The sequence below is a fragment of the Streptomyces sp. NPDC003327 genome (assembly GCF_053589515.1).
In genome coordinates this window covers 1-17402 of record NZ_JBSFSA010000032.1, presented here as the reverse complement: position 1 = coordinate 17402, position 17402 = coordinate 1, and the positions used below count along the sequence as shown (strand labels likewise).

General features: G+C 70.4%; 18 protein-coding genes. 13 read left to right on the top strand and 5 right to left on the bottom strand.

Annotated features, from left to right (window positions below; all coding sequences use genetic code 11):
- Positions 1-12: 12 nt before the first annotated feature.
- Together ACWDVG_RS22350 and ACWDVG_RS22345 are read right to left on the bottom strand one after the other, a co-directional pair.
- Positions 13-687 carry an ABC transporter ATP-binding protein gene (locus tag ACWDVG_RS22350; RefSeq protein ID WP_451701112.1) on the bottom strand — a complete coding sequence of 225 codons (675 nt, stop codon included), beginning with the start codon at positions 685-687 and terminating at the stop codon, positions 13-15.
- Between the two features lie 57 nt (positions 688-744).
- Positions 745-1152 (bottom strand): hypothetical protein, encoded by a 408-nt coding sequence (locus ACWDVG_RS22345; RefSeq protein ID WP_451701111.1) that lies wholly within the window; start codon positions 1150-1152, stop codon positions 745-747.
- Between the two features lie 212 nt (positions 1153-1364).
- Here ACWDVG_RS22345 and ACWDVG_RS22340 point away from each other — a divergent pair, with 212 nt between their 5' ends.
- Entirely contained in the window at positions 1365-1940 is a 576-nt protein-coding gene (locus ACWDVG_RS22340) for a hypothetical protein (protein ID WP_451701109.1), read from the top strand.
- A gap of 194 nt (positions 1941-2134) precedes the next feature.
- Here ACWDVG_RS22340 and ACWDVG_RS22335 read toward each other — a convergent pair whose 3' ends face one another.
- From ACWDVG_RS22335 to ACWDVG_RS22325, 3 genes are all read right to left on the bottom strand, one after another.
- The gene (locus ACWDVG_RS22335; RefSeq protein ID WP_451701108.1) at positions 2135-3031 is read right to left on the bottom strand and encodes a phosphorothioated DNA-binding restriction endonuclease; all 897 of its coding nucleotides are present in this window, start codon (positions 3029-3031) and stop codon (positions 2135-2137) included.
- 290 nt (positions 3032-3321) lie between these two features.
- On the bottom strand, positions 3322-4125 hold the full coding sequence (locus ACWDVG_RS22330) for a hypothetical protein (RefSeq protein ID WP_451701107.1): 804 nt from the start codon (positions 4123-4125) through the stop codon (positions 3322-3324).
- Between the two features lie 2 nt (positions 4126-4127).
- On the bottom strand, positions 4128-4970 hold the full coding sequence (locus tag ACWDVG_RS22325) for a sigma-70 region 4 domain-containing protein (RefSeq protein WP_451701106.1): 843 nt from the start codon (positions 4968-4970) through the stop codon (positions 4128-4130).
- 637 nt (positions 4971-5607) lie between these two features.
- Between ACWDVG_RS22325 and ACWDVG_RS22320 the strand changes: the two genes are divergently transcribed.
- The 12 genes from ACWDVG_RS22320 (at position 5608) to ACWDVG_RS22265 (ending at position 17328) form a co-directional block, all read left to right on the top strand.
- Entirely contained in the window at positions 5608-5868 is a 261-nt protein-coding gene (locus ACWDVG_RS22320; RefSeq protein WP_451701105.1) for a DUF6284 family protein, read from the top strand.
- Complete coding sequence (locus ACWDVG_RS22315) at positions 5865-6326, top strand: hypothetical protein (protein ID WP_451701104.1); 462 nt, start codon at positions 5865-5867, stop codon at positions 6324-6326. Before ACWDVG_RS22320 ends, ACWDVG_RS22315 begins: the two co-directional genes overlap by 4 nt.
- The gene (locus tag ACWDVG_RS22310; RefSeq protein ID WP_451701103.1) at positions 6323-7342 is read left to right on the top strand and encodes a DUF2637 domain-containing protein; all 1020 of its coding nucleotides are present in this window, start codon (positions 6323-6325) and stop codon (positions 7340-7342) included. Before ACWDVG_RS22315 ends, ACWDVG_RS22310 begins: the two co-directional genes overlap by 4 nt.
- A complete protein-coding gene (locus ACWDVG_RS22305) occupies positions 7339-7674 on the top strand; it encodes an RRQRL motif-containing zinc-binding protein (RefSeq protein ID WP_451701102.1) in 336 nt (111 codons plus the stop codon). Before ACWDVG_RS22310 ends, ACWDVG_RS22305 begins: the two co-directional genes overlap by 4 nt.
- Before the next feature lie 106 nt (positions 7675-7780).
- Entirely contained in the window at positions 7781-9460 is a 1680-nt protein-coding gene (locus tag ACWDVG_RS22300; RefSeq protein ID WP_451701101.1) for a hypothetical protein, read from the top strand.
- A gap of 2 nt (positions 9461-9462) precedes the next feature.
- Positions 9463-11550 carry a hypothetical protein gene (locus tag ACWDVG_RS22295; protein ID WP_451701100.1) on the top strand — a complete coding sequence of 696 codons (2088 nt, stop codon included), beginning with the start codon at positions 9463-9465 and terminating at the stop codon, positions 11548-11550.
- Between the two features lie 198 nt (positions 11551-11748).
- Positions 11749-12246 (top strand): hypothetical protein, encoded by a 498-nt coding sequence (locus tag ACWDVG_RS22290; RefSeq protein WP_451701099.1) that lies wholly within the window; start codon positions 11749-11751, stop codon positions 12244-12246.
- An 84-nt stretch (positions 12247-12330) separates the two neighbouring features.
- Positions 12331-13062, top strand: coding sequence for a DNA methylase (locus tag ACWDVG_RS22285; RefSeq protein ID WP_451701098.1), 732 nt, complete (start codon positions 12331-12333; stop codon positions 13060-13062).
- A gap of 20 nt (positions 13063-13082) precedes the next feature.
- Complete coding sequence (locus ACWDVG_RS22280) at positions 13083-13895, top strand: DNA primase (RefSeq protein WP_451701178.1); 813 nt, start codon at positions 13083-13085, stop codon at positions 13893-13895.
- Positions 13896-13897: 2 nt separating this feature from the next.
- A complete protein-coding gene (locus ACWDVG_RS22275) occupies positions 13898-15373 on the top strand; it encodes an ATP-binding protein (protein WP_451701097.1) in 1476 nt (491 codons plus the stop codon).
- Positions 15374-15842: 469 nt separating this feature from the next.
- A complete protein-coding gene (locus tag ACWDVG_RS22270) occupies positions 15843-16052 on the top strand; it encodes a helix-turn-helix domain-containing protein (protein WP_451701096.1) in 210 nt (69 codons plus the stop codon).
- Between the two features lie 10 nt (positions 16053-16062).
- Positions 16063-17328 (top strand): tyrosine-type recombinase/integrase, encoded by a 1266-nt coding sequence (locus tag ACWDVG_RS22265; RefSeq protein ID WP_451701095.1) that lies wholly within the window; start codon positions 16063-16065, stop codon positions 17326-17328.
- The last annotated feature ends 74 nt before the right edge of the window (positions 17329-17402 follow it).

Here is a 17402-nt window from a genome sequence, read left to right as displayed (position 1 = left end):
GAAGGAACGGGTTCACACCGTCACCTTTTGCGTCAGGACGCCATCAGCCATCGCGTACTGCGTGTCTGCCATGGCGGCGACCTTGGCGTCGTGCGTCACGATGACCACAGCCGTTTTCTGCCGGCGAGCGAGGCTCAGGAACTCCTTGAGAACCGCATCGGCGTTAGAACTGTCGAGCGCTCCTGTTGGCTCATCCGCGAAGACAATGTCAGGACGATGAACCAGCGCGCGTGCAACTGCAACGCGCTGGCTTTGACCGCCCGACAGCTTGGAGGTTCTGCGGCGCAGCAGGTCGCCCATTCCAAGCCGGCCAAGTACCTGGGCGGCAGCGGCGTGCGCATGCTCCTTGCTGATGCCGGCCAGACGCATGGGAAGAGCCGCATTTTCCTCGACTGTCAGCTCCGGCAGCAGCTCCCCGTATTGGAAGACGAATCCGAGTCGCTGACGGCGCAGCGCGCTCAAGTCTCCATCAGGGAGCGACGAAAATTCTACGCCGTCGAATGCGATGCTCCCGCTGCTAGGTGGAAGAACTCCGGCGAGACAGTACAGAAGAGACGACTTTCCGGACCCACTGCTGCCCATAATGGCGGCAACTTCGCCCTGTTCAAGGGTGAAGTCCACGCTCCGGACGGCGTGCTGCGTGTCGTAGAAGAGATCCACGCTCTCGGCGCGGAGAATGATGCCCATCGGAGTGCGCCCTTGTTACGGGGGAGCCGCCGAGTGGCGGCTCCCGCTATCAATGGACTACTTGCGCTTGAAGAAGTGCGTATGCGCGCAGTTGTCGGGACGGAAAGCGCCGCGATCGCGGCACAACGTCACCTGCACTTCACGCGTGATCAACAGCGCTTGGTCGTAGAGGACCTTGTTGACCTGGACGGACTTCTTCTGAACCCCCTTGATGCGGCGCTCCGGGTATCCGGCGATGTTCACCTTGAGGTAGTTGTTGTGGCCGTCGGTCGCCTCGGCGTCGATGAGCGAGCCCTTGAGGTGCAGACCACTCGGGGGCTGGCCCTTGGGCTGCCACTGGTAGCTGCCCTTGAACTTGGCCCCTGCCGTCTTCATCTCCACGTCGCGCCAGGAATCGGCGACAGCCACCCCCATCCCCCCGAAGAACAGCCCCGCGGCCAGCACCGCCGTAGCCAACTTCCGCATGACACACCCCTGTTTGGTCGAGCCGACTGGTCATCACAGAAAGTATCGGCATCACTACAGACCGGCAGTCGCAGTAACGTCCCTCCGCCCCATCACCCCCCGATCCGGTGAATGCGGCGCTCCGCGCTGCCGGCGAAGAAGCTCGGCCCCCGTAGGGGTGATCGTCGGTGTGCCTGCGGAAAAGAGCTTCGGGCGGGCCCAAGGATGCGGGCATGCGCATCCCCCCTCTCTCCCCCTTCACCACCCGCTCGCGCCGCGTCCTCCTCCCCGCCGTCGCCGCCGTCGCGCTCCTCGGGACCGGTGTCGGGTCCGTCTCCTCCGCCGCCGAGGCCTGCGGCTCCGTCATCACCGCCCCGCTGAACCCGCCCGTCTCCGCCGACGACCCCTGTCCCAGCGCCGACCCCGTCGTCTGCCGCATCCGCGTCCTGCCGATGGACGAGAAGGTCGAGGCGCAGCGGACCCGGATGCGCTACCACGGGCTCCTGGAGGACATGCACCGCACCGAGGCGAACATGCGGGAGGCGGGGGCTTCCGACGAGGAGATCGCCAGGGAGTTGGTCGACATGCGGAACCAGGCCAAGGAGATCACCCGGGCCGGCATGACCCCGGAGGAGGTCCGCGTCCTCGAGGAGCGGAACATCGCCAAGTACGGCAACCCGCTCGGCCCGACGGCCGATCAGCTGTACGTCAAGTACGGCTCCTGGGACAAGGTCATCGACGCATCGATGCGGACGAGCTACGCCGTCGACCGGGAACTCAGCCTTGAGTACCGGCCCTGCCCCGTCTGACGGCGGAAGGGCCGGGCCGGGCGCGCCCGCACTCGCCGACCGTGCTCGGCGCGTACCCCGGGCACAGGACCGAGGCGCTGGAGTGCGTACCGGGCTCGTCCGACGCCCTTCTCGCCACGGACGACGGGAACCTCGGCGGATTCGTCGGTACGGCCCCGCTCTGCGGCTCCTGGTCCGGGCCTCTCTCGCGTGGATCAGCCTGAGGCGGCGGCGGGACGCGGTTCGCCCCGGAAGACCTGGCTGGTGTGCCAGGACCGGTGAACGGTCGCGACGGGGCGGGCGCCGAACTGGGGGCCGATGAGCGGTCGGCCCGCGAGCGCGACGACGTGCTCGCGGGCCGCGGGGCTGTGCCCGACGAACCGCTGCGAGACGAGGACGCGGTGGCCGTCGCCGACACCGAGGACACCCTTGTCGAACAGTTTGTGGTGCAGCGAGCACAGGCACAGCCCGTTCTCGACCTCGTCGGGGCCGCCGAACGCCCACCAGTGCACGTGCGCGGCCTCCAGCCCGACCGGGACCGCCCCGATCCGCCCGTCGTAACCGCAGAAGGCGCACCGGTACTCGTACGCCGTCAGCACCCGTTCCCGCATCCGCCTGTCCCGCTGCCTCCGTACGGTCGAGAGCCCTCCGGTCTCCGCGGGCTGCAGCTCCAGGCCGATCGCCTCGCACAGGTCGCCGTGGAGGGAGGGCGGGAAATGGAGGTCGAGCAGGACGCGCGCCATGCGCTCGAGCAGCGACGGCTCACGCCGCAGTGCGGCCCGCAGCTCCGGCACCAGCCGGCCCGCGGCCCCGGCCGCCCGCAGCTCCCTCACCCCGCTTCCGGGACTCCCCGCCCCGCGGTCGGTCCGGACCTCCCACACGCCGTCGTTGACCAGGTGGTGGAAGGGGTAGGCGGGCGTCGTGGGGTTGGACGGGCCGTACTCGGTCAGCAGCCGCTTGAGATCGTCCTCCACCGCGCTGTAGCGCAGCTCGCTGTCGGCGTCCTGCTGAAACCGGCTGAGGGCGTACAGGAACAACAGCGGCTTGTGAGGAGCGCGGGCGCCGCCCCTGGTCCACTGCCTCAGCGTCGCGGTCCGCTCCAGCCAATCCATGACGGGCGATCGTAGTCCCGCGGCCTTTCCATACGTCGAAGGGCCCCACCGCGAACGGTGGGGCCCTTCGACATCGTGCCCGGTGAGGCACTGGCGGAGGATACGAGATTCGAACTCGTGAGGGGTTGCCCCCAACACGCTTTCCAACTGTCCGCCTCGTCGTTCAGGAGCGTTCGTGGGGGTCCGGCTCGCGGCTCAGGCGGAGACGTGTACCCCGGCGGACCGTGGTGGCTTTCGGCGTACTGGACAAAGACCAGGACAAGGGAAGAGATGGCCCCTCGGGTGCTTTCTCACTCACAGAACGCGACGGAGGCGTCGTCGCCCGACTTGTAACGCGGCCATCGGCGGCCCGTGGGGTCCGTCGCTTCGACCTTGCGCACAGTGTCAATCAGCGCGCGAGGCCCGCCTGTCCTAAGTGTCGTGAAGACCTCGGGCCAAGTCGCCATGCGGTACTCCGTAACAAGACGCGAAGCACCGTCGGACAACACGACAGCCGCGGACACGTCCTCAGCCGGGGTACTGCCCGCGATCGCGTGGGCGGCGGCTGCTGGACTGCCCGCCGCAACCCAGTAGCCGTCGGGCGTGTTCCGGGTTTGCCGCTGTGCAGTTACGAAGCGCCGTAGGGCGTCTCTATGTTCTTCGGTGTGCGTCTCGTACTGCTCGACCTCCGCGCGCAGCTCAGGAAGTACGTCGTCTACGCGGAGATCAGTGATCACACTGACGCCCTGGTGATTTTCAAGGACGATCGGAGAGTCCGCCAGCACGAGGTGATCGAGGACTCCATCTCGCTGCCGGAGGATGGCGACTGTTGCGGACGGTGTCCCAGGGTTGCCCAAGTCGCATTCCGCATGCAGCGCCGCCACCTGCTCCAGAGCCGTCGCAAGCCCGTCCGTGAGGGATTCGTTCGGGTTGGCCAGTGCAGCAACTAGGTGACCGCCGAGCTGAGCAACGTACCACGGGACGCCGTGGCGACATCCCGTGTCGAGGCCTGCTGTGCTGACCCCATCCAGCACGATTGCGAAGGAAGACGTGGCCGCCACCCAGTCTTCGTTGGGGGTAGCTCCGCCGGGTTCTGTGTCGATGGCGACGCGCATGATCAGCCTTCGTGTCGGTACAGCGGAGTGACGCGACGACTCTCCAGCACTTCGAGCGTCTTCGGGTCATAACGGCAAGAGATCAGGGTGGAGAAGCGACGGGTGCGAAGCTCTCGGTAAAGCTCGGCGAGGTTGTTCTCCAGGAAGTGGACGACGCCGTTCGCGCCGATGGAGTGGACGCCAGCGACGTACAGGAACGTCCCCTTGCCGTCGAGGCGGGGAAGACGTCCGAGGTACCCGATGTCGCCAGCCGACCCGTCCTCGTCCTGAGGCGACCTGTACACATCCCCGGTGACCTGGTCCCGCAGATGCCAGGCAGTGTCCTTCGCGAAGCGCAGGTTGTCGTCCCCTTCAAGCACCTGCGCGATCAGAGGGGAGAGGCGGGGACCGCAGATCACAACATGGTTGTCTCGGTTGAGGTTCACCATCCCGGACGGCGGGATTACCTCGTACTGGGCATCCAGCTTCATCCCGGCGAGCAGCTTCCGCAGGTGCTCAAAGTTGCCCAGGTCCTCTCGGGTGATGACCTCACTAGGAAATTCGTCGGGAGTCTTTCCCGCTTCGTACTTGCCACCGAGAGAGACCGTGATCAGGTCCGTCCCGAAGAAGGCACGCTCCGGCGGCGGGCCGGCCGAGGCTAGCTGCCCAACCCGCCCGCGGCTGACCCCCAGACGCTTCGCAATCTCAGCTTGCGTCATGCCCATGGCTTGAGCCTCCTCGATGGCCTCTCGGCGCACACGGGACAGCTCGTTCACGTGGCTCTGGTAGCGGGCCATGAGGTCGATGGCGGCTTTGGCGCGGTCGACGGGGTCCGCTACCCCGGCGACCTTCTCCATCTCGTGCATACGACTCCTCGCTTAGGGGGGCTTTCAGACTCTACCGCGAGTGGGGGTTGCGCGCAGTCGTGACTTTGCCTACGGTACCTATCAAGCAAGACGGCAACCCCCCCTAGGCAAGGCCGAATGGTGGGTGTCTTGATGGTTTGACCTGCACGTATGGCGCCCGGAGGCCCGAAAGCGGGATCGAAGGAAGCGCGAGACACGGTTGAAAACTCAAGAGTGGATACAGAGAACGACAGGCATCTGCGACAAGCCGCGGGCCCTGCCGCACGAGCAGCAAGCACCTTGCTCCCGGTCGTCCCCTTGGGGTGGCTGAGGAGTCTTTGACGTGCGGTGAGACAAGGGCAGAGATCGCGATTACTACGTCACGCACCATGTCCGCCCGTTGGAGGCCGACGTGAAGCGCTTAAGACCTTAGGCGCCGCCCTCGCTGGACCGGCGGGGGTGGTGATGCCCACCGCGTCATCTGACGACCGCGGCCGCTTGGCTGCGGCCGGTTGCCTCCTCCGTCCGTCCGGCCCTCTTTGCGGGGTGCCGTACGGGCGGGGCTGAGGGGAGCCGGATGGTTCCAACGGCGAGAGGCCCCGGTGCGGGAACACCGGGGCCTCGTTCGGGCCGTTCCTGTCTGAGAGGAACACACCCAATGAAGTCCATCGCTGCACTTCAGAGCCTCGTTACGGCGCTCCCGGTCGACCTGGAGCCGACGGACGCCGAGCTGGAGGCGATCGAGCAGGAGATGCCGCTGATCCAGGCGGACGTCGAGCGGCTCGACCTGTACATCAAGACCCTGGACCGGCCGGCCAGTGAGCTGGACGCCCGGCGTGTCCGGCGGGCCCGCAACCGGGTGCTGGTCGAGCGCCGGGACCTGACCAACCGCGCCGCGGTGCTGGGCGGTGCCGCATGATCCGCATCATCACCACCGAGCGCATGCGCCGACTCACGGAGGACGCCGAGCGGGCGCGTGAGGCCGCGGCCGAGGCGGACACCCGGGCCGCCGAGCAGCACAGAAGGCACGTCGCCCGGGTCCACCACCTCAGCGGTCTGGTGGAGTCGGCCGAGAGCGACGCGGCCATCCTGCGTGAGCACATCGCCGAGGTTGAGGCGGCGCTGAAGGAGTCGACGGCTGAGGCCGAGGCACTGTCCGCAGAGCTGGAGGAGTCCCGCCGGGCGGCGGCCGGGCCGATGGGGCTGCTGCTGCGTCACGGGGCCCCGCACAGCGTTCACGCGGACGTTCAGGCCGCCAAGGTCTACGCGGCGGCGCTCGGCGCCGACCCGGCCGGCTGGCGGCCTGCGGGCACCGCGGACGGCCCCCTGACGGGCTGGTCGATCATGCACATTCCGCGGGGCGGAGCGTGGTCATGAACAGTGTTCAGATCCGTTCAGCGGAGCGGGCACTGTCGGTCGGCACATGGTTGATCGTGTCCGGCGCGATGCTCTACTCGGTCCTCACCGTGACCCCGCTCATGGCGGCGCACACGGCGGACGAGTGGGACTGGACCGCGCCGATCCTGCCCCTCGTGGTCGATGCCGCGGTCGTCATCGTGGTCCGGCTCGATTCGGTGCTTGCCCGGCTCGGCGGGCACGGCGGCCGGTGGCCCATCGCGCTGCGGTGGATGACCGGCTGCATGACCCTGGCCCTGAACGTCGCGGACTCCGCCCTGAAGAAAGACCTGGTCGGCGTCGCCGTCCACGCGGTGGCGCCGCTCCTGCTCATCGTCACGGCAGAGACCGGCCTGGCCTACCGGCGGGCCATCACGAACGCGCTGGAGGCGTTGAACGCCCGCGAGCGGGCCGAGCGCCAGGAGCGGGAGCGGGCCGCGATTGAGCGGGCCGAAGCCGCCGAGAAGCGCGTACGCGAGCAGCGGGAGTTCGAAGCCCGGATGGTCCGTGAACAGCGTGAGCACGAAGCGGCCCTGGCCCGTGAACAGGCTGAACGCGAGGAGCGGGCCCGGCGCGAGGAGCGCGAGCGGGAGGCCGCCGCCGAGCGTGAGCGGCAGGCCGAGCGTGAACGCCGTGAACGGGAGCGTGAACAGCAGCGCGCGGCTGAACAGGAGCGTGAACGCCAGCGGCAGGCACGTGAACGCGAGGCCGCGCAGCAGCGGGAGCGGGAGCGTCGCGAGCGTGAGGCGGCGGCCCTGCGTGAACAGCGTGAGCGTGAGGCACGGGCCGAGCGTGAACGCGCCGCGCTCCTCGCCGCCGGGCCTGCCGAGGAGAAGCAGAAGGAGCATGTGGCCCGCCAGACGGTAGCCGCGGCGTTCGCCGCCGGGCTGTCCGTGCGGCAGGCGGCCGAGCTGTGCGGCTGGTCCACCGGCTGGGTCACCGGCCACTACCAGAAACTCCGCGACACGGCTCCTGTTCTTGAGGGGGCCACGCAGTGAGCGCGCTCCCGGTCTACCGGTGGCGGCTGGCGCCGGAGGGTCTGGCGACGTTCCGGCAGCTTAGGGCGATTGGGCTGCGGCCGGCCGGTCAGCCGGTCGTGGCCCAGCTCGAACGTCCCCGCCGCCGTCGCAGCCCGCTCATCGCCTACCTCTACCGGATCGACCTCGCCAAGCCGGTCCGGCCGATGACCCCCGCCAAGCGCGCGGCCCTGGAACGGGCGAACGCCGCCCGGCAGGTCTGCCCCGCGTGCGGGCGGGACGCCGGTTACCGCATCCCCGCCTCGCTCGGCATGTGCACCCCCTGCGCGTACCCCGACACGACAGCCGCGTGAGCGGCGTGAAGGAGACAAGCATGTCCGCCACCACCACACCGCAGGGCACGCACCACTACGTCTTCTCCCTGGAGCCGAACGCCCTGACGGGTCTGGGGGTGACGTCGTGACGGACCTCAGCACCGAACCCGTCCCCGTCACCACCCCCGACCCCGACCCCGCCCCCGGCCCGGCACCCGCGCCGGCCGGGGAGACGCAGCCCCGTCCTGACAAGGGTGTGGAGCACACGCCGGGTGGCTGGCCGGTCGTCCCGCTGGCTCTGACCGGGGCGAACGCCACGGTTACGCTGCTGGCCGGGGCCGCTCTGGTCGGCGGGCCCGTCGCCGCGGCCGTTGCCGCGACCGGGGCCGTCGTCCTCGGCGCGACCGCCGCCCGGAGCGGCAAGAAAACCACCAAGCAGGCGAAGCAGGCGGGGAAGTCGAAGCCGGGCAGCAGCCCCGCGACGGCGGGAAAGTCGGCAGGAGGGCTGCGGGCTGGGGCGAACCGAGTCCCGGCCCAGCCCAAGCGCGGCGCCACCGGTTCCGCCTCCCGCAAGGCGGGCGCCGGTCCGGCCACGTCCGGCCGGGGTCCGTCGCGATCGGGTGCGGCTGCGAGCACGCTGCGCGCCGCCTCCGGCCCGGCGGCCGGTGGGCGGACGGGCCGCAAGAACGGCAGCCTCAGCGGCGGCATCAAGCCCACGACCGGTTCGACGTCGCCCGCGGCCAAGAGTCGTGGCTCGAAGTCGGCGACACCGGCAGCTAGTTCGGCTCCCTCCGTGGCGGCCAAGTCGCGGGGGCGTATGGGGCAGGTGCGGGCGTTGCGGGAGCAGGCCCGGACGGTTTCACCGTCGAAGGCGGGGCGGCGGGCGGAGACGACCGCGGCCCGCCGTCAGATCGCGGATGCCCGCCGGGCGGCGAAGGACACCGCGCGTGCTACCGCTGCCGCCAGGAAGGGCCCGGTGGGCCGCGCGGTCGCCCGGGGCACCGGGGCTGCGGGAAAGGCCCGCAGCGCTGCCACGGAGCGGCTGCGCAAGGCCCGGGACACCGCCGCGGCCGACAAGGTGGCCGGGCAGCGGGCGGAGGTCCGCAAGGCCCCCGCCAGGGCCAAGGCGCGCAAGGCGCTGTGGAAGTCGGCGGCCCGGTTCCAGGGCCGCCGCCTGCTCGCCGCGCTCCTGGCCGGCGCGCTCGGGATCGTCGGCATGGTCACCACCCCGCTCGGACGGAGGCTCGGCTGGGCGTGGCTCCAGAACCCGGGCCGCCGCCTCTACGCCCGCCTGCTCAAGGCGGCGGCCGAGGAGCGGGACGAGCGGGACGCGGCGATCCGCGAGCAGCGCGAGACCGAAGAGGCAGCCGCCGACAAGGCGGCCGAGCAGGACGAGCAGGGGCAGGTCGGGGACACGGCCGAGCGTCCGGCCGGACTCGTCCCCACCACACCCACCACTGAGAACAGCGAGGGAGAGATCGTGTCGGGATTCCGGTTCGAGGAGTACGCGGCGGAGATGGAAACGGCCGCCAACAGCTACGAGCCCGAGAACGCCATGGAGATCCTCGCCATGGTCGAGGGCCTTCCCCACGCGCTGACGAGCGTGGCGAACGTGATGAAGACGCTGGCCGAGCGCGCCGACTCGGAGTTCCCGCTGGAGAAGGAGGTCGCGGACGGCTTCAACGACATCTTCGGCGCCCTGATGAGCGCGGTCGCGGTCGCCGAGGACATGGGGCCGCTGTTCCGGCAGGCCCACGAGCAGGACATCGCCCGCCACGAGGACCCCCGCAACGGGCCCGAGGCCGAGAAGGGATGGAACGTCTGACCATGGCACCCACCACCGCCCACAGCACGGGGCCGGTGTGGGACTGGGCGGCCGGTCACGGACCCGTGACCGGCGCCCTGTCCGCCACCACCGGAGCCCTCGCCCTCGCCACCACCGGCGCCGCAACCTCCATGCCCCCCGGATGGGCCCTCGCCGCCGGAGCCGCCGGAGCCATCGGCCACACCGTCACCAGCCTCCGAGACCGGCTGGCCGCCCGCACCATCACCATGCGCGCCGCCTCGTGGCTGGTCGGGGCCGGATGGACCACGTGGGCCATGGCCACCGGGCCGCTCACGTGGGCCGCGCTCGGCTCCCTGGCCACCCTTGGTATCGGTCTCGGCGCCGCCGCTCGCGCCACCCTCCTCCACGAAGAGGCCCGCGAACTCGAATCGCTTGCGGCGGCTGAGCGGCAGGTCGCCCGGGAACTGTCCGCCGGACGGCGGGCGATCGCCGCCGAGTGGGTCGACCGCATTCAGCGAGTGTGCGGCATCACGGTCCGGGTCCTGGCGGTGGAGATGTGGCCGACCGGTACCGGGTTCACCATCGACGCCGAACTCCCGCCCGGCGGAACCACCTACGACCGCATCGCGAAGGAGGCGGCCCGGCTGTCGGCCGACGCCCGCCTGCCCCACGGCTGCACCGCCTCCGCGTCGCAGGGCATCGACCAGGGCCGCGTCCTGATCGACGTCACCACCGTCAACGTGCTGGCCGAGAAGGTCGAATACCCCACCGACTACGGCCCGCTGTCCCTGCACACCGGCATTCCGTGGGGGCTGCGCACGAACGCCGATGAGGTCCGCGCCTACCTGCGCGAACAGTGCGCGCTGGTCGTCGGGCCGACCGGGTCGGGCAAGACGAACATGGTCCACACGATCCTCGCCGGATTCGCTCGCACCACGGACGTCCTGACCTGGGTCATCGACCTCAACGCCGGATCGGCCGGCCTGCCCTGGGTCCGGCCCGCTCTCACCGGGGACGGCGAGGGCATGCGGCCGGGCGTGGACTGGCTCGCAGCGGACCACGACGAAGCCATGCTCATGCTCGACGCGGCCGTGCGGATCGCCAAGCACCGCAAGATGGCCTACCAGGACCTCATGTCCAAGGCCAACACCGACCTGCTTCCGGTCTCCGCGCAGATTCCGCAGATCATGCTCGTCATCGACGAGGGCGCGGAGATCCTGGCCAGCAGCGACCGGCGGATGCGGGCCCTGGCCGACAAGATCCTGGAAGTGATCCGGATCGCCCGCGCCATGGGCCTGCGCACCGTCCTGACCGCCCTCGGCGCCACCGGCTCCGTACTGGGCAACCTCATGATCCGCCGTGAGGCCAAGGTCCGCGTCGCCCTGACCGGCGGGGAGACCGAGGGCATGGACCTGGGCAAGCAGTTCCCCGGCTCCCGCGGCCTGCGCGTCGACCAGGCCCCCTACAAGGGCTCCGGATTCATGGGCACCCCCGAATCCCCGGCCGCCCTGTTCAAGTCCTGGCGGATCCTGCCCAACCAGATCCGCGACATCGTCGCCGCCACCTCCGACCGCCACCCCACCCTGGACGCCGTCTCCGCCAAGGCCGCCGGGCCCGACTACGCCCGACGCTGGGACTCGGCCCGCACCGCCTGGATCCACGACCACCAGCCCGCCCCCGCCACCCCGCCCGCGGCGGCCGGCACCACGGGCAGCGGGCTGAACCTGTCCGCCCTCCGCACCAAGCAGCCGCCCGCGGCCGAGTCGGAAGCGGACCGGCTGGCCCGGGAGTTCCGCGAGCAGATCGACGCCCAGTTCGCCACCGCCCCCGAACCCGCGAGCCCGGAGCCGGTGGCCGACCAGCCGCCCGCCACGGGCGGGCTGAACCTGTCCGCGCTCCGCGACGAGAACAACGCCGCCCGCACCGCCGCGCTCGCCCTGCTCCTCGCCGCCGGCCCGGAAGGCACCGGAGCATCCGCAATCGCCCGCGCCCTCGCCGCCGAGCACGGCACCAGTCGGCAGACCGTGGTCGGCTGGCTCAAGACCTGGACCGACGACGGCACCGCCGTCCGCGTCGGTACCGGCACCAGGGCCCGCTACGTCCACCACACCCACGCCCCCGAAGCGTGAGCTTGTCGCCTGTCGTCCCACCCCGACGGGAAGGGCCCTGGGCGGCTTGCTGAGGGCCCAAAACGGCTTGTGACCTGCAAGGTGACAAGCGACAAGACAAGACAAGCGACAAGCCACACGACAAGCGACACGACAAGCAGAGCACCGGTCGGCACCCCACCCCAGGGGGCCGGCCGCCATCGTTGAAGGGACCGCGTTGTGTACGCCGATACCCCGTACGAGATCACCCCCACCCCCTACAGCACTCCGCACGACCGCCCTGCGGCGGTGCGGCGGCCGGTGATCCTCCCGGCCGAGATCCCGCCGGGGGTCGACTGGGTCACCCTCCCGAGCGGGGTCCGCACCCTTGCCTACACCCACCACACGCAGCCGACGCCCTCCCCGGCCCCGGCCGCGCAGCCGATCCCCGCGTGGGCCAAGACCACCGCCCTGCTCGCCCCCACCGTCGGCGGCGGGATCGCCGCCGCAGGAATCGGACTCTCCTACGCAGCCCCGGGACTCATCGCCATGAGCCACGCCCTGTGGTCCGCCGCCGCCCTGCTCGTAGCCGCCGTAACCGCTGTCCCCCTCCTGATCCGAGGAGCCCGTCGAGCAGGGACCGGCAGCCGCGGAGCGGGAGCGACGACGCACATCACACAGAACATCACCGCGACCGGCCTGTTCAGCCGCGCCAACGGAACCATCAACCACCGCTGACATGCCGAAGGCGGCCCCCGTCTCGCCAAAGCCTGGGGCCGCCCTCATCCACCAGCACCTTTCACAGAACTGGAGACCTCCAGCATGACCCATCACATCCCCATCCCGCGAGCACACGGCCGCACACGGCCGTTGCTGCTGGACCTGTACTCCTGCGCCGGCGGCGCGGGCACCGGCTACCACCGGGCCGGGTTCGACGTCGTCGGCGTCGACATCGCCCCCCGCCCCAACTACCCCTTCACCTTCGTCCAGGCCGACGCCCTGGAGTTCCTGACGGACCTGATCGCCACCGGGGAGATCGAGCGGTTCGCGTTCGTCCACTCCTCCCCGCCCTGCCAGGACAAGTGCGCGCTGACCGTGGGCACCAACCGGGCCATGGGCTGGGGCGGCACCCACGTCGACCTCGTCGCCCCCACCCGCGTGCTGCTGGAGGCCTCCGGCCTGCCGTACGTCATCGAGCAGCCCAACGGCAAGGCGGAGATCCGCAAAGACCTCACCCTGTGCGGGGAGATGTTCGGACTCGGCGTCCTGCGCCACCGCAACTTCGAGCTGGGCCGCTGGAGCGTCACCCGGCCCGCGCACCCCAAGCACCGGGGCCGGGTCCGGGGGTGGCGGCACGGGGAATTCTTCGACGGCCCTTACGTGGCCGCGTACGGCAACGGCGGCGGCAAGCCCACCGTCGCCGAGCTTCAGTCCGCCATGGGCATCACGTGGACCGACGTCCGCGAGGAACTGACCGAGGCCATCCCCCCGGCCTACGCCCACTGGATCGGCACCCGGTTCCTCACCCAGGCGCGGGCGGGGGTGGCGGTGTGAACAGCCTCGCCATCAACGCCATGGCCCTCGCCGATGGCCACCTGCCCGTCCTGCCCCTCGGCGCGGACAAGCGGCCTCTCGGGAACTGCCGCGACTGCGCCGACCTGGCGTGCGGCGGCCGGCCGAACATGAAGGTGCCGGGGCCGTGCGTGTGCCCGTGGCCGTGCCACGGCTGGGCCGCCGCCACCACCAACCCCAGTGTCCTCGCCTCTCGGCAGTGGGGCCTGGCCTGGCGCCGCGCACGCGCCATCGGCTACCACCCCGGCGGCGCCAACGTCACTGTCGTCGACCTCGACAACCACGACGCCATCGCCTGGGCCCGCGCCACTCTCCCGGCTACGACGACCGTGGCCACGACGCGCGGGGAGCACTGGGTCTACTCCGGCACCGTCCGGTCGGTGAACAAGGTCCGTGAGGGTGTCGACATCAAGTCCCTGATGTCCTACGCCCGCTGGCTCGGCCCCGGCACCGGCACCATGACCGCTGTCCCCGCCGCCGTGCACGACCTGGTCGCGGAGAAGCCCGCCACCCGGCCCGCGCCCCGCGCCGTCACGGTGCCCGCCCCGGCCGGCGGCGGGCAGTGCCCGCACCGCTCCCCGGTCTACCTGGAACGCGGCATCGCCATGGCGGAGCAGCGGATCACCGCCGCGACGAGCGGGGTGCACGCGACGGTGTACCGGACGTTCCTGGCGGTGCTGTCCGCGCACGGTCGGTGCGGCTGCCTCACCGAGGCGCACATCGGCCGCCTGTTCCTCGCCGCGCAGGCCAAGGGCGAGTCCCCGCGGCACTGCACGGACGCCTGGTCCAACGCCACGACAGTTCTGGGGATGTAGCCGTGTCCGAGGACGAGAAGAACCCGGCCCGTCAGATCATCACCGACTACGCGCAGGACCACTTCCGGTACTTCCGCACCGCTGACGGCACCGTCTACGCCCAGCGCAACGCCCAGCCCATCGCCCGGCCGATCCGTTCCCAGGGCACCACCGGCAGCCACCGCCAGGAACTCATGGTCGGCCTCTACAGAGACGGCTACGGCGTCTTCAACGGAACCGCGCTCAAGGAGGCACTCGACTTGATCGAGGCACTGGCCATGACCGAAGAGGTCCAGCCCGTCCACATCCGCGTCGCCCCCGGCTCCGGCGGGGCAACCTGGCTGGACCTCGGCCGCGACGACGGCATGTCGGTCCGCATCCACCCCACCGGCTGGGACATCACCGTCCCCGAGCCGCGGGAGGTGTGCTGGCGTCGCACCCAGCTCACCGGGGAACTCCCGCTGCCCACCAAGGACACCAACGGCAAGGGGCTGGACCTGCTGCTGCGGCTGTGCAACTTCGCCGACGCCCGCACCGAGGCCCTGGTCGTCGCCTGGCTCGTCGGCTGCCTCGGCCCCTCCGTCCCCGTCCCCGCCCCGTTCCTCACCGGCCCCCAGGGCGCGGGCAAGTCCACGGGCGGCCGGATGCTCATCCGGATCATCGAGGGCATGAGCGCCGACCTGCGGCGCTCCCCGAAGGACGAGGAGAGCCTGATCGCGGCGGTCGCGGCCGGGTGGGTGACCGCCCTGGACAACCTCTCCCACCTCGGCCCCGACCTGTCGGACCTGATGTGCTGCATCGTCACCGGGGCCGAGACCGTCAAGCGGGCCCTGTTCACCGACGGCGACGTCGTGCGCTCCCGCTACCGCCGGCCGCTGCTGCTGACCGGCATCGACGTCGGCGTCATCCGCCCCGACCTCGCCGAACGCCTCCTGCCCCTGCGCCTGGAACGACCCAGGACCCGGCGGACCGAGGAGGAGCTGTGGGCGGAGTTCGAGGAGGCTCTGCCGGTCATCCTCGGCTCCCTGCTCGACCTTGCCGTCCAGCTCCGTGCCACCCAGGCTGACATCCCCACCGACCTGCGCATGGCCGACTTCGCCCACCTGTGCGCCCAGCTCGATGCCGCCACCGGCCTCGGCGCGCTCGACGCCTACCGGGCGAGCCTGGACGACCTCAACGACGACGTCATCGAGGGCGACCTGCTCGCCCAGACCGTCCTCAAGCACGCCGCTGGCATCGCCCCCGGCACCGAGGTCCGCATGACCTCGGCCGAGTGGCTGCACGCCCTGACCCAGCTCTACATCGGCGAGGGGGAGTTCCGGCCCCTGCCCAAGGGCTGGCCCACCACCGGCAAGGTCCTCTCCGACCGCCTCAAGCGCCTCCAGCCCGTCCTCACCGCCCGCGGCGTCTACGTCGACTGGGGCCGTAAGAACAGCGCCCGCTACATCGAGATCGCCCGCCCCGCGCCCCCGGCCGACGTGCAGCAGCCGGCGTTCTGACCCGCGCCCCGCGGCTCCGGCCGCACAGGCAAGAGGAGCACCCCGGGCCAGCGCGCCCGGGTGCTCCTCTTGCTCTTCGGCGGCTTGCCGCCGCTCAAAGAACGTGCCGCTCTGCGGCTCCGTCTTCACGCCTGAAGGCCCGCACAACAACAGACACAGCCCCTCTCTTTTCCTAAGTGGAAAGTGCTGCGTCACCTGCGTCACCACGGCCCCGAAAACCAGGCCTGACCTGCGCTAAGAGTGGTGACGCAGAGCCCGAATCTCTGCGTCACCTTGCGTCACCTGCGTCACGCATGACGGACGGCTGCGTCACCGATGACGCAGCACGTCACCCCCTGCGTCACCGAGAAACCGCAGGCCAGAACCCCAAAGTGACGCAGGTGACGCAGTGACGCAGAAATCACCACCTCGGACACACGCAGCCCGCTCGAAGCCACAGAGCCCACTCCTGCCCGGAGGACTGCACCGGATGAACCATTCGCCTGAAGACCCGACGCTCGTCTTGCTCAAGGTTGAGGAGGCTGCTCGCCGCCTCCAGATCGGCCGCACCCTCTGCTACCGCCTCATCCGCACCGGAGAGCTGGAGACCGTACCGGTCGGGCGCCTCCGCCGAGTCCCCGCCGAGGCCGTCACCGAATTCGCCGCCAAACTCCGCCGTGCCCACCGGCCGGCCGCCTAAGAGGATCGACGTGGGAGAAGAGAAGAAGCGCACCCGCCGGGCGAACGGCGAAACGGCCATCTACTTCGGTAAGGACGGCCGCTGGCACGCCCGAGTGCCCATGGGCTACAAGGACAACGGGGAGCCCTACCGCAGGCACATCACGCGGCCGACCGAGGCCGCTCTGAAAGACGAGGTCAAGCGGCTGGAGAAGCAGCGCGACCAGGGAACCGCCCAGCAGCCCGGGAAGCTGTGGACCGTCGAGAAGTGGCTGTGCCACTGGGTTGAGAACATCGCCAAGGACGTCGTCAGCGAGAACACGTACGACGGCTACGAGGTAGCAGTGCGCGTTCACCTCGTTCCCGGGATCGGGAAGCACCGGCTGGACCGCTTGGAGCCTGAACACCTGGAAAGCCTGTACCGCCGGATGCAGAAGAACGGCAGTAAGCCCGCCACGGCTCACCAGGCCCACCGCACCGCTCGTACCGCACTCGGTGAAGCTGTCCGACGCGGCTACGCGGCCAAGAACGCCGCCGCGCTGGCCAAGCCGCCCCGGGTGGAGGGCGACGAGGACGAGATCGAGCCCTACTCGGTCGAAGAGGTGCAGAGCCTGCTGACCGCGGTGAACAAGCGCCGCAACAGCGCGCGCTGGATGCTCGCGCTCGCTCTCGGACTGCGGCAGGGGGAGACCCTAGGTCTGCGATGGTCCGACGTGGACCTGGACAACGAGTACCTGAAGCTGCGCCGGAACCGCCTACGGCCGAAGTACGCGCACGGATGCGCCGAAGCGTCGCCCTGCGGCCGGAAGGCCGGGTACTGCCCCAAGCGCAAGCAGGTGCGGCGGGAGACCAAGAACACCAAGTCGCGGGCCGGCCGCCGAGCCGTCCCGCTGCCCGGCCCGCTGGTCGTGATGCTCCGGGCCCACAGAGAAGCCCAGGCCCTCGAACGGGCGAAGGCAGGGAACCTGTGGACACCCTCCGACTACGTCTTCACCAAGCCGCTCGGTGGCCCGCTCAGCCCGAATACGGACTACCACGACTGGAAGAAGCTGCTCAGCGATGCGGGCGTGCGGGACGCACGTCTCCATGACGCGCGGCACACGGCGGCCACCGTGCTCATGCTGCTGGGGGTTCCGGACCGTGTCATCGACCAGATCATGGGCTGGGAGCCGGGCACATCTTCCCGGATGCGAGCGCGATACCTCCACGTGCCGGACGCCATGCTGAAGGACGTGGCCCGGAAGATCGCCGAAGCTATCTGGGGACCCGCAGAAACACCCGCTGTGGACAAAGATTAGGACAACGGGGTCTGAGGAACGTCGAATGGGCCCCCCCCGCACGGGGGGGGCCCTCGGGCTCTTGCCCGGGGTGG

Coding starts and splice junctions, on each gene's coding strand:
- ACWDVG_RS22345 (WP_451701111.1), bottom strand. CDS start 1,152: ATGCGGAAGTTGGCTACGGCGGTGCTGGCCGCGGGGCTGTTCTTCGGG.
- ACWDVG_RS22335 (WP_451701108.1), bottom strand. CDS start 3,031: ATGGATTGGCTGGAGCGGACCGCGACGCTGAGGCAGTGGACCAGGGGC.
- ACWDVG_RS22340 (WP_451701109.1), top strand. CDS start 1,365: ATGCGCATCCCCCCTCTCTCCCCCTTCACCACCCGCTCGCGCCGCGTC.
- ACWDVG_RS22325 (WP_451701106.1), bottom strand. CDS start 4,970: ATGCACGAGATGGAGAAGGTCGCCGGGGTAGCGGACCCCGTCGACCGC.
- ACWDVG_RS22350 (WP_451701112.1), bottom strand. CDS start 687: ATGGGCATCATTCTCCGCGCCGAGAGCGTGGATCTCTTCTACGACACG.
- ACWDVG_RS22330 (WP_451701107.1), bottom strand. CDS start 4,125: ATGCGCGTCGCCATCGACACAGAACCCGGCGGAGCTACCCCCAACGAA.
- ACWDVG_RS22295 (WP_451701100.1), top strand. CDS start 9,463: ATGGCACCCACCACCGCCCACAGCACGGGGCCGGTGTGGGACTGGGCG.
- ACWDVG_RS22310 (WP_451701103.1), top strand. CDS start 6,323: ATGAACAGTGTTCAGATCCGTTCAGCGGAGCGGGCACTGTCGGTCGGC.
- ACWDVG_RS22270 (WP_451701096.1), top strand. CDS start 15,843: ATGAACCATTCGCCTGAAGACCCGACGCTCGTCTTGCTCAAGGTTGAG.
- ACWDVG_RS22320 (WP_451701105.1), top strand. CDS start 5,608: ATGAAGTCCATCGCTGCACTTCAGAGCCTCGTTACGGCGCTCCCGGTC.
- ACWDVG_RS22315 (WP_451701104.1), top strand. CDS start 5,865: ATGATCCGCATCATCACCACCGAGCGCATGCGCCGACTCACGGAGGAC.
- ACWDVG_RS22285 (WP_451701098.1), top strand. CDS start 12,331: ATGACCCATCACATCCCCATCCCGCGAGCACACGGCCGCACACGGCCG.
- ACWDVG_RS22280 (WP_451701178.1), top strand. CDS start 13,083: ATGGCCCTCGCCGATGGCCACCTGCCCGTCCTGCCCCTCGGCGCGGAC.